This window comes from Solirubrobacter phytolaccae (assembly GCF_027587195.1).
Classification (GTDB): Bacteria; Actinomycetota; Thermoleophilia; order Solirubrobacterales; family Solirubrobacteraceae; genus Solirubrobacter; species Solirubrobacter phytolaccae.
Genome location: NZ_JAPDDP010000001.1, coordinates 130037 through 143082 on the forward strand (window position 1 = coordinate 130037; position 13046 = coordinate 143082).

Sequence of the window (13046 nt, forward strand, 5' to 3'; positions counted from 1 at the left end):
CAGTAGACGTGAAGCAGGCGGTCAAGAATCGACTCACGATGCTGAGCCAGAACGTCGTAGCGGAAGTGACACCGTCAAACCCCTCGCTTCGTCGCTGGGTCGAGGTAATCGCTCGGAGCCAGGGCGGCTACGCGGTGGTCTCCTTCGAGGTTTCATCGGCGCTGGACGGCGTCAACACCTATCTAGCGCCCGGCGATATTCAGAACGAGTCAACTGTCGGCGCGGAGTCGCTGGACGACGTGTTGAGGGTTCTCAGTCGGATGGGCGTGGACTCGGACGCGTTCACCGTTCCGTGGGAAACCGACTTTCCGCTCTAGCAGGCCCGAGCCCGTTGCGCGCCGCGGGCTCGAGCTTCGCACCGCGCCGCGCCCCGTCTCGCGGTGGACGACCGCGAGCACGGGGCTCGGCGACGGACGGGTGCCCGCCGGATCATGGCCCGGGCCGGCCGTCAAACCGCATGCGGGCGTGTACGCGGATTTCGACAACTTCGACACGTCGGGTCGGCTGCGGCTGAAGTGAACGGCGCCCAAGCGGATCTCGCCCGGCTCGACACGCCCGTCGAGCCGGGGCCACGCGCGCTGTTCTACGAGCCCGAAGAACTGGAGGTCGAGTCCGTAGAGGACGCGTTTGCGCGTGTCGCAACGCCACGCCACCGCACCAGGACCCCGAACGACTAAGCCGTGTAGGAGCGGCGTAGCGTTCCGTCCGCGACAGCGCCTAGGTTCTGCGTTAAGAACTTCAAAACGCCTTCAGCGGTTCGCTGGGGCGCGACGGCTGGGAGGGTGCCGTTCGCGGTGGGGGCGAACCGGGTCGACCGGACGCCGCAGGTGGCTGCGCAGCTCGACGACGCCGAGCCGCGGAACGTCGTGGTGTTGCTGCTGGACGGGGCATCAGCTGGCCGCGATCGACTCGCTCGCCGGCGGCCCGGTGCTCGGCCTGTTCGCGAGTGGCTACATGACGACGAAGTATCAGCCGCTGATCGCGACGGCGGCGGGCAGCGGCTCGATCACGTACCGGCGCCTGCCGAACAGCCGCGGCGACGAACCGACGCTCGCGGAGATGACGAGCACGGCGCTCCAGCTCGTCGACAACCCGAACGGGTTCTTCATGCAGGTCGAGAGCGCGCAGACCGGCAAGGGCGCGCACGACGGCAACATCTGCGGCTCGCTCGGCCAGGTCAGCGAAGCCGACAAGGCCCTGGAGGTCCTGCTCGAGTATCAGCGCACGCATCCGGACACGCTGATCGTGGTCACGGCCGATCACGGTGACGCGACGCAGATCGTGCGCCCGGGGGAGGCGAAGGCGTACGGCACGCTGCAGACCGCTGACGGCGACCCGATCCGCATCGGCTAGTCGACCGCCAGCACGGCGCCGGCGCCCGTCTTGCGGCGCACGACCGTGAGCAGCGCGTCGGCGACCGTCGGGTCGAAGTGCGTTCCGCGCGAGCGCTCGATCTCCTCGCAGGCGCGCTCGACGCTCCACGCCGCCTTGTACGGGCGCTCGTGGGTGAGCGCGTCGAAGACGTCGCAGACGGCGGCGATCCGGCCTTCGAGCGGGATCGCGTCGCCGGCGAGGCGGTTCGGGTAGCCCGTGCCGTCCCAGCGCTCGTGGTGGGTGTCGACGATGATCTGGGCGACCTGGAGGACGGGGGAGGGCGAGCCTTCGAGCAGCAGCGCGCCGGCGACGACGTGCTTGCGCATGGTCGTCATCTCGTCGTGGGTGAGGCGGGCGGGCTTGCGCAGGATGTCGTCGGGCACGCCGATCTTGCCGACGTCGTGCAGGACCGCGGCGTAGCGGATCGTCTCGGCACGGGTGGGTGAGAGGCCGAGCTCGAGCGCGACCTCGCCGCACATCCGGCTCATGCGGTCGATGTGCTCGCCGGTGTCGTCGTCGTGCAGCTCGGCGGCGCGGGCCAGACGCGCCACGACCTCGAGCTGGGTCGCGGCCAGGTCCTTCGTGCGCGCGTGGACGGCGGCTTCGAGCTCCGTGTTGTAGCGGCTGACCTGGGCGCGGGCGGACCGCTCGGCGACGGCGCGCGCGAGCAGGGAGACCGCCAGCGTGAGCGCCAGCGCGACGAGTGGCACCGCGACGGTGATGACGGTCCCCGCGTTGAACGCGACCTGCGCGGCGAGCGCGTAGACCACGCCCGCGGCCACGGCGACGGCCGCGCCGCGTCCCGGACCGAGGAACCGCACGCCGACCGCGGCGACGGACGCCAGCGCCAGCGCGAGCACGAACGCGACCCAGCCCGGGATCGTGCTCAGCGGGTTGCCGTGCAGCGCGGTCCAGATCGCGTTGGCCTGGATCTCGGCGCCGGGCATCGGCCGGTCGCCGGGAGCGGAGACGGAATGGACGTCGTGCAGCGCCGGGGCGGTCGCGCCGACGACGACGATCTTCCCGCGCAGCGCATCGTCGCGCTGCCCGTTCAGCACGTCCGCGAACGAGTAAGTCGGGATCGTGCCGGTCGGGCCGCGGAAGTCGATCAGCGCGCGGCTCGTCCGCATGGGGGAGCCGAAGCGCGAGCCCACGAGTGCGGGGATCGTCGCCAGCTTGGTGTCCTCGCGCGCGTACCGGCGGATCGAGCCGCCGCGGTCGGTCGGGAACGTGCTCGCGGCGGCGCGGGCGCCCGCCTCGGCCAGGTTCTCGTCGCCGCCGAGCACGCGCGTGCCGCCGTTGTCGTCGACCTCGCCGGTCGCGAGGATCACCCGTCCGCCCCGCGCCACGGCGTCATAGAGCGCGAGGTCCTCGTCCGGGTCCTCGGCGGGCTCGGTGAACTGCACGTCGTAGACGATCTGGCGCACGCCGGCCTCGCGCAGCCGGTCGATCATCCGCGCGTGCAGCGTGCGCGGGAACGGCCACCGCTCGTCGAGCTCGCTGAACGAGCGCTCGTCGATCCCCACCACCGCCACGCCGTCGACCGCCTGGGTCCCGCGCACGCTGAAGCGCATGTCGACCGTCGCCAGCTCCGCGCGCTCGAGCGGCGGCGTGAGCGCGGCGACGAGGGCGATCAGCGCGGCCAGCGCGCCAAGGACCTTGGCCAGCCGGATCATCCGGGCCGAGGCGAGAACAGTCGTTGGCCGGCGCGGACGAGCTTGGAGCGACCGCCGCGCCGGGGCCACACCGACACCGCGCCCTCGCGCACGAAGATCGTCGTGCCCGCGCAGGTGTCCTCGGTGCGCCACTCGGTGCCGCGGACGGTCGCGACGCTGCCGTTCCCGCGCGTGCGGAACGAGCCGCCGCTGTCCTTGCCCCACAGCGAGCGCTTCTTCTTTTTCTTCGCGCGCGAGGCGGTCGCGCCCCGCTCGCGGTCGCTGCACTCGAGCGCGCCCGCGAGCGCCAGCTCGGTCATGCCGGTGGCGGTCTGCGTGACGCTGAACTTGCCGCCGTTGAACGTGCCCTGCTGCGTGGCGCCGTCCACCTGCGCGGCGACGCGGACCCGCCCGGACTCGGTGTCCAGCAGCACGCCGAGCGGGAGCACCGCCTTGCCGGTCAGCCGCGTGTAGGTCTTCGCGTCCGGGGCGCGGAAGCTCACGACGCCGCTCACCACCGCGACCTCGACGCTCTTGCCCTCGACGGGGCCGGCGGGCGGCGGGGGCGGCGCCGGCGTGGCGCCCGGCGTCGGGCTCGTGGTGGGAACGGGGATCGGCGTGGCGGTCGGCTCGGGCTCGACCGGCGGCTCCTCGAGCGTGAGCGGGCGCGAGGACGTGCGGCCCGCGGCGCTCGTGACGGTCACGCGCACGACGCCCGCGGCCAGCTCGCCGAGCGCCAACTGCACGGTGCGCGGGGACGTCGTGCCGTAGAGGTCCGCGCGCGAGAGCTCCCGCCACGTGCCGTCGGCCTGCTGCAGCTCGGCGGCCGCCAGCGCTTCCAGGCCGTGCGAGCGCACCGTCGTCGACAACACGCCGTCCACGACCGAGACCTCGCCCACGGTCGGCGGGACCGTGATCTTGACCACGTACGGCGCGCGGTCGCGCGCGACCCACATGCGCGCGTCGGGCCCGGCCGCGATCGCCCGCGCGCGGCCTTCGAGAGCAATGGACGTCGGCGCCTCGCCCGCGACGATCCGTGCCACGCCGCCGTCCACGGCCGCCCACAGCGCGCCGTCCGGCCCGGACGCCAGCGCCGCGACGGGAGCACCCACGTCGTACGCCGCCGCATCGTCGAGCCGGTGGACGACGGCACCCTGCGCGTACCAGATCGCGCCCGTGGCGTCGGCCGCCAGCGCGTCCGGCGAAGCCCCCGCGACCGGCCGGTACGAGAGCGCGCCCGAAGGCGTGATGCGCCCGAGCCGGCTGCCCTCGACGAACCACAGGGCGCCGTCCGTCGCGGCAACGATCGAGCGCGGATCGGCACCGGTCGGATACGTGACCTCGTCGAGTGGCTCGCTCGTGAAGCGGGTGATCGCGTCCGGGCCGTCGACCGTCATCCACAGCGCGCCGTCGGCGCCGGAGGCCAGCGACGTCGGCCGCCCGGCCGTCAGAGAGAACGTCGTCACGGCCGCGCCGGGCCGCAGCCGCGCGAACGAGCCGTCCGACAGCGCGAACCAGACGGCGCCGCGGTGGCTCGTCAACCCCGACGGCTGCCGGTTGGCGGGGAATCCGGCGAACCCGCCCGCGCCCGCGTAGACGACGGTGCCCGCAGTGGTGATGCGGGCGATCCGGCCCGGGTCGGCGGGCAGGGAGGCCCACATCGCGCCGTCGGCGCCGGCGACGATCGCGTTGGCCGCCTCGCCGAGCCCGTGGATCGGCGTCACGCGCTCCTGCGCGCCGGCCGCAGCGGGTAGCGCGGCCAGCAGCCCGATCAGCGGCAGGATCATGCGGAAGCGTCTCATGGTCGGAAACCCCTCCGTCACACGTCTTTCCGGCCGATCGAGACCCTGCGAAATCCTTGCGTGGTGGGGACCTCGACCGTACCGGACCCTTCTACCCGCTGGGGCGTTCTGGCCGAATGTCCGGCTATCCGAGCAGGCGGCGCAAGGGATTCGTGTGCGCGAGGTCGATCAGCTCGTCGCCGCGCCCGGAGAGTACGGTCCGCGCGCCCCACAGCGCGAAACCCTTGACCTGCTCGCGCGTGATCGTCGGCGGCAGGGAGAGCTCCTGGCGCGCGACCATCACCTCCACGAGCGCGGGTCCGTCGTACGCGAACGCGGCGCGCAACGCGTCTTGCAGGCCGGCGGGATCGGACACGCGCTGCCCGTAGAGGCCGAGCGCCGTCGCGACGGCGGCGAAGTCCGGGTTCTCGAGCTCGGTCCCGAAGTTGACGATGCCGGCGGCCTTCATCTCCAGCTCCACGAACCCGAGCGAGCCGTTGTTGAACACGACGATCTTGGCCGGCAGCTGGTTCTGGCGCAGCGTGATCAGGTCGCCGAGCAGCATCGCCAGGCCGCCGTCGCCCGAGAGCGCCACGACCTGGCGCCCGGGGTGGGACGCCTGCGCGCCGATCGCCTGGGCGAGCGCGTTGGCCATCGAGCCGTGGTTGAACGAGCCGATCAGCCGTCGCCGGCCGTTCATGTGCAGGTGGCGCGCGGCCCAGATCACGGGCGTGCCGACGTCGGGGATGAAGATCGCGTCGTCGGCGGCGAGCGCGTCGATCGCGCCGGCGACCGTCTCGGGGTGCATCGGCGTCGCGTCGCTCTCCAGCTTGCCGAGCTTGTGCTGGGCCTTCGCGAACTCGCGCTGCATGCGCTCGAGGTACTCGGCGCTCTTGCCGGGGATCAGCCGCGGCAGGAGCGCGTCGATCGTGTCCTTGACGGTGCCGACCAGCGGCAGGTCGACCGGCACGCGCCGGCCGATGTGCTCACCGCGCGTGTCCACCTGGATCACCGTCGCGTCCTCGGGATAGAACTGGCGGTACGGCAGGTCGGTCCCGAGCATGACCAGCACGTCGCAGTGCTCGAGCGCGCGATAGCCCGAGCTGATGCCGAGCAGGCCGGTCATGCCGACGTCGTACGGGTTGTCGTACTCGACGTGCTCCTTGCCGCGCAGCGTGTGCACGATCGGCGCCTTGAGCGCACCGGCGAGCGCGACGAGCTCCGCGTGCGCGCCCTCGCAGCCCGCGCCGGCGAGGATCGCGGGACGCTCGGCCTGGTTGAGCGCCGCGGCGGCCGCGTCAAGCGCGAGGTCGGCGGGGCGGGCGACGGTCTGCGTGGGGCGGATCGCCGGCCGCTCGCCCGTGTCGTGCGCCTTGGCCTCCAGCACGTCCCCGGGGACGACGAGCACCGCGACGCCGCGCTGCTCGATCGCCGCCCGCATCGCCATCTCGGCCACGCGCGGGAGCTGCTCGGGCGAGGAGACCAGCTCGCAGTACACGCTGCACTCGCGGAAGAGGTCCTGCGGATGCGTCTCCTGGAAGTAGGAGCCACCGATCTCCGCGCTGGGGATGTGCGCGGCGATCGCGAGCACCGGGACGCGGCTGCGGTTGGCGTCGTAGAGCCCGTTGATCAGATGCAGGTTGCCCGGGCCGCAGCTCGCCGCGCAGACGGCGAGGTCCCCGGTCAGGGCGGCCTCGGCGGAGGCGGCGAAGGCCGCCGCCTCCTCGTGGCGGACGTGGACCCAGGCCAGCCCGCCGTCGCGCCGCAGGGCGTCGGTGAACCCGTTCAGCGAGTCTCCCGGCAAGCCATAGACGCGCTCCACCCCGGCACGGGTGAGCGTGGTGACGAGCTGCTGAGCCACGGTCTCGGACATGGCGTCAGGCGGTCTGGACGCGGATCATCCACGCCTGCTCTTCGAGGGTGGCGACGACGCCGTGCAGCAGGTCGGCGGTGACGGTGTCGACGTCCTCCAGGCGGTCCATGCGCTCGCGGATCGCGCCGATCGCCTCGGTCAGGATCCGGGTGAGGTTCACGAGCAGCTCGCGGTCGAGCTGCGGGCCCGGGGGGAGCAGCGGCAGCGGCGTCTGCACGGCGACCGTCGCGACCCGTCCGTCCGGCGCGTAGCCGAGAGCGACGGCACGTTCGGCCACGGTGTCGGCCTGGTCGCGCCACGCGTCCACCAGCTCGTCCAGGTGCAGGTGCAGCGCCCGGAAGTTCGGGCCCTGGACGTTCCAGTGCGCGTGCTTGCCGGTGAGCGCGAGGTCCGTGAGGATCGCGAGCACGGCCTGCAGCTCGACGCCGATCGCCTCGCGGTCGACGTGGCGCAGGGTGGGGTGGTGATCGGTGCTCAGCGTGCTCATGCGAGTGCCCCCTTGATGAACGAGATGGCCTGCTCGATCGCCGCGCCGGCGGCGTTGGTCTCGCGCAGCGCGTTGACCATCATGAAGTCGTGGATCGCGCCGCCGTAGCGGGTCGCGGTGACGTCGACGCCCGCCGAGCGCAGGTTGCGCGCGTACGCCTCGCCCTCGTCGCGAAGCACGTCCGCCTCGCCGTTGATCACGAGCGCCTTCGGCAGGCCGGCCAGGTCCTCGGCGGTCGCCCGCAGCGGGCTCGCGGTGATCTCCGCCCGCTCGTCCGGGTCGGTCGTGTACTGGTCCCAGAACCAGAGCATGGCGTCGCGGCGCAGCCAGTAGCCCTCGGCGAACTGGTGGTAGCTGTCGGTGTCGAAGCTCGCGTCGGTGACGGGGTAGAAGAGCGCCTGCGCCTTGAAGTCGACTTCGCCGCGCTGCTTGGCCAGGATCGCCAGGGCCGCGGCCATGTTCCCGCCGACCGAGTCGCCGGCGACGACCAGCCGCGACGCGTCGAGGTCCTTCGTCGCGCCTTCGCGGACGATCCACTGCGCGACAGCGTACTCCTGCTCGATCGCGGTCGGGTAGCGCGCCTCCGGGGACAGGTCGTACTCGGGGAAGACGACGGCGGCGCCCGTGCCGACGGCCAGTTCCCGCACGAGCCGGTCGTGCGTGTGGGCGTTGCCGAACACCCAGCCGGCGCCGTGGATGTAGAGGATCACCGGCAGCACGCCCGTGGCGCCCTGCGGCTTGACGATCCGCGTCTTGACCTCGCCGGTCGGCCCGCCGGGGACCGTGATCCACTCGTCGTCGACCGCCGGCTTGAAGATGTCACCCGACTGCGTGTCGTCGACGATCTTGCGACCCTCGGCCGGCGGCACCTCGTACAGGTAGGGCGGATTCGCGGTCGCTTCGGCGAAGGCCTGGGCGGCGGGTTCGAGGACAACCGGCGTGGTTGCGGGGGTGGTAGCCATGGCCAGCACTCAATCGTCGGGAAGGCCTCCCGGCCATGTGTACGGGCCGGAGACCGATGTCCGGTCAGCCGGACAGTCACGTCGCCGAGCCAGGATTACCGTGGGTGTCGTGCCAGTCCGAGTCCTCCTCATCGACGACGATGCGAGCTTCCGCTCACTGGCCCGCGGGGTGCTCGCCGCCTCCGGCTTGACCGTGATCGGTGAGGCGGGCACCGCCGCCGACGGAGCCCTCGTCGCGGTCGCGCTGCAGCCGGACGCGATCCTGCTCGACGTGAACCTGCCCGACGGCGACGGCGTGACGTTGGCCGCCGAGCTGTGCGGCCTGGACTGCAAGCCGCGTGTGCTGCTGACTTCGTCCGACCCGGACGCGACCACGACCGAGGACGCGATCCGCCGGGGCGCGTGCGGCTTCGTCCGCAAGCACGACCTCGTGGGCGAAGGCACCGACCTCCTGGCCGGCTGAGCGTCAGTCCACCGCGCGCGGGTCCGGCAGGCCCGACGGCTCCGGCTTCGTCGTCTGCGCGCCGCGGTGGATCTCCATGTCCGACGGCCGCGCGAGCAGCTCGAACAGCGCGCGCTGATAGTCGCGGAAGGCGGGGGAGACCTGGTGCGCCTTCCACACGGTCTCGTCCGTCCACTCCTGCACGTGCACGTACTCGTCGGGGTCGTCGAGCATCGCCGCGAAGCGGTACGTGCGGCAGCCGGCCTCCTGCGCGACCGCCTGCTCGGTCGCGCGCATCAGGCTCCGGAGCTCGTCACGGCGTCCGGCGATGCCGTGGATGCGGGTGATGGCGAGTACTGAGTCGGGCACGCCGCGATCGTATTTGATCGTCACGACACGCTCTCGCCCGTGACGACGACAGGAGCGCCTGCGAAAGCTGAGGCCACGCCGTGATCTCTCGGACGAGCGTCTAGTCCACTCGTCCCGCCTGAGTGGTCTGCCGATAGCAACGCATGCTCTCTGCGCTGCTTCGTCGTGCCGTGCCCGCTGCTCTGGCGGTCGTCGCGCTGGTGTCCGCCGGCCCGGCGCTCGCGGCGCCGAGCCCGATCGTCCGTGAGTTCACGGCGCCGACGGCGAGCTCGCAGAACTCCAGCCTGATCGTCGGACCCGACGGGAACCTGTGGTGGGCCCAGTTCATGGAGAACAAGATCGTCCGCTACACGCCGGGCGGCGCCGCGGTCGAGTTCGCGGTCCCGACGCTGAACGCGATGCCGAACAGCATCGCCGCCGGGCCTGACGGCAACCTGTGGTTCACGGAGTGGGGGGCCGACAAGATCGGACGCATCACCCCGTCCGGGACGATCACCGAGTTCGCGCTTCCGACCACGAGCGCCGGCGCGGCGTGGATCGTCGCCGGCCCGGACGGGAACCTGTGGTTCACCGAGTACACCGCCGACAAGATCGGCCGCATCACGCCCGCGGGTGTGGTCACCGAGTTCGCGCTGCCCGCCGCGACGGAGCCGTACGGGATCACGGTCGGGCCGGACGGCAACCTGTGGTTCAGCGAGTTCGCCGCCAGCCAGATCGGGCGGATCACGCCGGCCGGCACCGTTACCGAGTTCGCGCTCCCGACGCCCGCCGCCAAGCCGGGCGTGATCGTCGCCGGCCCGGACGGGAACCTGTGGGTCACCGAGACCGGAGCGCATCAGGTCGCGAAGATCACCCCGTCCGGTGTCGTCACCGAGTTCCCGGTCCCGTCCGCGTCGCAGCCGTGGGCGATCGCCTCCGGGCCCGACGGCAACCTCTGGATCACGCACGAGGACGGGAACACCGTGGACCGCGTCACGCCCGCCGGGGTCGTGACCGAGTTCAGCGTCCCCGGCGGCGCGACCGGCGCGATCGCCTCAGGCCCCGGCAACGCGATCTGGTTCACCGAGCACGACGCCGGCAAGCTCGGCCGGCTCTTCCCGCAGGCCACGCCGGCCCTCAGCGCCACCTCCGCCGCGTTCGGCGCGCTCCGGACGAGCACCGCCGCCACGCGGACGATCACGCTGGAGAACACCGGCGCGACCGACGTGGCCCTCTCCACGCCGACGGTCACGGGCGCGGCGGCGTTCACGCTGGCCGGCGCCAGCACCTGCACCGGCACGACCGTGCTCGCGCCGGGCGAGAGCTGCGAGCTCACGGTCCGCTTCGCACCGACGACGCTCGGCGCGCAGACCGCGACCGTGACGGTCCCCGACGACGCGTCCGGCTCGCCCCGCACCGTCGCGCTGACCGGCACGGGCACTCCGCCCCCGCCGCGCGCCGCGACCGGAGCGGCCACCGGCGTCGGCGTCGACGCGGCCACGCTCGCCGGTCTCGCCGGGCCCAACGGCGCGGCGACCGATGCCTGGTTCGAATACGGGACGACGACCGCGTACGGCGCGACCACGCCGGCGCGCGCCCTCGGCGACGGCACGGCCGACGTCGCGGTCGCCGAGACGCTCAGCCACCTGACCGCGGGGACCACCTACCACTTCCGGCTCGTGACCGTGAACGCGTCGGGCACCGTCCGCGGCGCCGACGGCACCTTCACCACGGCCGCGACTCCGCCGCCGCCCGCGCCGCCGACCGCCCCGGCACCGACGGTCGCGGTCACGCGCGCGGCCGTGTCGGGACACACCGTCCGCACCGCGTTCACCGCCACGGACGCCTCGGTCACCCACTGCCGGCTGGACTCGGGTCCCTGGGTCGCGTGCGCCTCGCCCTACGTCCTCAAGAACGTGCAGCCGGGCAGCCACGACGTCACCGTGCGCGCCTCCGGCCCGGGCGGGACGGCGCTCGACACCGAGCGGTTCACGATCGCTCGCGACGAGCCGCAGGTCACCCTGCTCTCGCCCAAGACGCTGTCGCTGGCCGCCTCGGGCACCGTGAAGCTGAGCGTGCGCTGCGACGCGCCCCGCGGCACCTGCGCCGGCACCGCCGCGCTGCGCCGCGGCACGACCGCCCTCGCGCGCGCGTCCTTCCGCATCCGCGCCGGCAAGACCGCGACGCTGCGGTTGAAGCTCTCCACGAGCACCGCGCGCAGGCTTGCGAGCGCCGCGAAGGTGTCGGTCGTCCTCGCGGACGGCGACACGACCGCGACGCTCAGCCGGGTGCTCCGCAAGGCCTAGTTGCGCTTGGAGGTGGGGCGGGCGATCGCGCTCGCCGCGATCGGGGCGGTCGGGGCCGAGATCGAGGCCGTGGTGCCGTCGGCGTTCTCGGCGACCACGACGACGCGCAGGCGATACCCGAGGTCGCGTGTGCTGGGGATGTAGCTCTCGTCGTCATCGACGCTCACGTTCACCCAGCGGTTCTTCCGGGTCTGGCGTTGCCAGGTGCGAACGTAGGTCTCGGGCGTGTTCAGCCACGTCCCGTCGTTCGTCTGCAACGGGGTGCCGCGGCGCGGGCGGCCGCCGATCGACGGCGCCGTGGTGGCCACCGGCGGCGTGGGGACCCAGAGCTCGCCACCGCCGCACGCCGGTGTGATGCTGGCGCAGCCCGCCATGAACGCCGAGTCGTACGTGTTCCAGTGCGTCGCGAGATACGAGCCGGCCGGCGGGGCCGGGTTGAAGTAGTCGTCGCGCCCGCAGTCGTAGCCCTGGGGGATCGTGCCGGGGATGCCGGCGCAGTCGTACTGCATGGCGTGCGCGGCGCCCGCGTCCTCGACGTAACACATCACGTCGGCGCCCTGCCAGCAGTGGCCGTAGCGGGAGCGTTCCGCGGTCGCCGGTGCGGTCGAGTGCGGGGCGCTCCACTGCACCCCTCCGAGGTTGTGCGTGATCTCGTGGAGGAACCCTTCGGGCCACCAGCCGCCGCGGACCGGACCGGGGGCGGCGTCGCCGTCGCGGCTGAACAGCACGGAGCGCAGGCCGCCACGGTTGTGCGGGTTCTCCGCGCCGGGCTGCTCGCCCGAGTCGCCCATCACGGTCTCACCGAGCCCGAACTCCGAGCCCATCGACGAGAGGCTGTCGGCGAGGATCACCGTGTTGCGCGGGCCGGCGCCGGTCCCGAGCGCACGACCGACCGCCGTGGTGATCGCGGTGAAGTCGCCCGCGTAGGCCGCCCGCGGACCGGGCAGCGCGACCACCTGCAGGTCGACGAACTGCGGCCCGCAGCGCGTGCCCATGTCGAAGCGGATCGCCTTGGTGCCGCCGCTCTGGGCGCTCAGGAAGCGCTCGGTGATCGCGACGTTCGCCTGCAGCGCGTCCTGGAACCCGCTGAACCGGTTCGGCCGGTCCGCGGCGTACGCGTAGACCACCTTGAACTGGGGAGCGGACGCGGGCGCCGAGGCGTTGGCCGTGCCGTCGACGGTCGTCGCGTCGCCGCACCACACGGCGGGGAGGCCGTCGGGCCCGTCGGCCTGCTGTTGGGCGACGACGACCGCCTGCGCGAGGTTCACGCTGGCCAGCTCGGCCCGGGTGTCGCGATGCACCGCCACGGAGGAGCTTTCCGCGGTCAACGCGAGGGTGGGGAGCACGAGCGCCGCGCCGATGAGGACGGTCGCTCCCGCGAAGGGGTTCACGCGGCGGAGCGGGGAGGAGTGGGACGAGCGCATGGCGTCGTCTCCGTTCTTCTAGCCGGGAGGGGAGAGTGCGCTGAGCGGTTCCCGCGACCGAACGAGCCGGTGCTCGAGACGTCGATTGAAACCGCAGGACGCGGGCGGCGGACCACAGGATCCCGCCCGACCTATGACGCACCGCTCCTGGCGAGCACGTTGTATCTAGCCCTGTCCTTGGGCCCGGTGGCGAGCGCTCAGCTGAGCGCTCGAGGCACACCGTAGCGCGGGGATCTCAGACGTGGGCAGGCGGAACCAACTGGTGTGTACTCGCGTTGACGCGGCGTTTTAGCCTGGGAACAGGGAAGCGGACCGATCGTCCCGATTAACTGTTTTTCACCGTTGTCAGATATTCATTGAAAACTTCGAGGATCCTGATCGGTAGGTCTACTAT

The 13046-nt window shown here is 72.5% G+C and carries 10 protein-coding genes and 2 pseudogenes; 5 read left to right on the forward strand and 7 right to left on the reverse strand.

The features are described 5' to 3' along the window. The first annotated feature begins 8 nt into the window (after window positions 1-8). Both OJ997_RS00460 and OJ997_RS00465 read left to right on the forward strand, forming a co-directional pair. Window positions 9-317, forward strand: a complete 309-nt coding sequence (locus OJ997_RS00460) for a hypothetical protein (RefSeq protein WP_270023005.1) — start codon at window positions 9-11, stop codon at window positions 315-317. A gap of 316 nt (window positions 318-633) precedes the next feature. Further along, entirely contained in the window at window positions 634-1353 is a 720-nt protein-coding gene (locus OJ997_RS00465; protein ID WP_270023006.1) for an alkaline phosphatase, read from the forward strand. Here the strand turns inward: OJ997_RS00465 and OJ997_RS00470 are convergent. The 5 genes from OJ997_RS00470 to OJ997_RS00490 all read right to left on the reverse strand — a co-directional run bounded on the left by OJ997_RS00470 (window position 1350) and on the right by OJ997_RS00490 (window position 8132). After that, window positions 1350-3050 (reverse strand): CHASE2 domain-containing protein, encoded by a 1701-nt coding sequence (locus OJ997_RS00470; RefSeq protein WP_270023007.1) that lies wholly within the window; start codon window positions 3048-3050, stop codon window positions 1350-1352. The genes OJ997_RS00465 and OJ997_RS00470 overlap by 4 nt on opposite strands. After that, window positions 3047-4831 (reverse strand): Vgb family protein, encoded by a 1785-nt coding sequence (locus tag OJ997_RS00475; protein ID WP_270023008.1) that lies wholly within the window; start codon window positions 4829-4831, stop codon window positions 3047-3049. Before OJ997_RS00475 ends, OJ997_RS00470 begins: the two co-directional genes overlap by 4 nt. 124 nt (window positions 4832-4955) lie before the next feature. Then, a complete protein-coding gene (gene poxB / locus OJ997_RS00480; protein ID WP_270023009.1) occupies window positions 4956-6683 on the reverse strand; it encodes a ubiquinone-dependent pyruvate dehydrogenase in 1728 nt (575 codons plus the stop codon). A 4-nt stretch (window positions 6684-6687) separates the two neighbouring features. Further along, the gene (locus OJ997_RS00485; protein ID WP_270023010.1) at window positions 6688-7170 is read right to left on the reverse strand and encodes a Dps family protein; all 483 of its coding nucleotides are present in this window, start codon (window positions 7168-7170) and stop codon (window positions 6688-6690) included. Further along, window positions 7167-8132: an alpha/beta hydrolase gene (locus OJ997_RS00490; RefSeq protein ID WP_270023011.1), complete on the reverse strand. Its 966-nt coding sequence runs from the start codon at window positions 8130-8132 to the stop codon at window positions 7167-7169. The genes OJ997_RS00485 and OJ997_RS00490 overlap by 4 nt, the downstream gene beginning before the upstream one ends. 109 nt (window positions 8133-8241) lie before the next feature. Between OJ997_RS00490 and OJ997_RS00495 the strand changes: the two genes are divergently transcribed. Further along, window positions 8242-8595, forward strand: coding sequence for a response regulator (locus tag OJ997_RS00495; protein ID WP_270023012.1), 354 nt, complete (start codon window positions 8242-8244; stop codon window positions 8593-8595). Window positions 8596-8598: 3 nt separating this feature from the next. Here the strand turns inward: OJ997_RS00495 and OJ997_RS00500 are convergent, their stop codons facing one another. Next, window positions 8599-8943: a putative quinol monooxygenase gene (locus OJ997_RS00500; RefSeq protein WP_270023013.1), complete on the reverse strand. Its 345-nt coding sequence runs from the start codon at window positions 8941-8943 to the stop codon at window positions 8599-8601. Between the two features lie 143 nt (window positions 8944-9086). Here OJ997_RS00500 and OJ997_RS38220 point away from each other — a divergent pair. After that, window positions 9087-10037: pseudogene (locus OJ997_RS38220) on the forward strand (Vgb family protein); the annotation flags it as partial. 21 nt (window positions 10038-10058) lie between these two features. Further along, window positions 10059-11228 (forward strand): annotated as a pseudogene (locus tag OJ997_RS38225) (choice-of-anchor D domain-containing protein); the annotation flags it as partial. On the opposite strand, the gene OJ997_RS00510 reads toward OJ997_RS38225, so the two are convergent. Beyond that, window positions 11225-12619: a hypothetical protein gene (locus OJ997_RS00510; RefSeq protein WP_270023015.1), complete on the reverse strand. Its 1395-nt coding sequence runs from the start codon at window positions 12617-12619 to the stop codon at window positions 11225-11227. The pseudogene OJ997_RS38225 and the gene OJ997_RS00510 sit on opposite strands and share 4 nt — an antisense overlap. Window positions 12620-13046 lie beyond the last annotated feature (427 nt).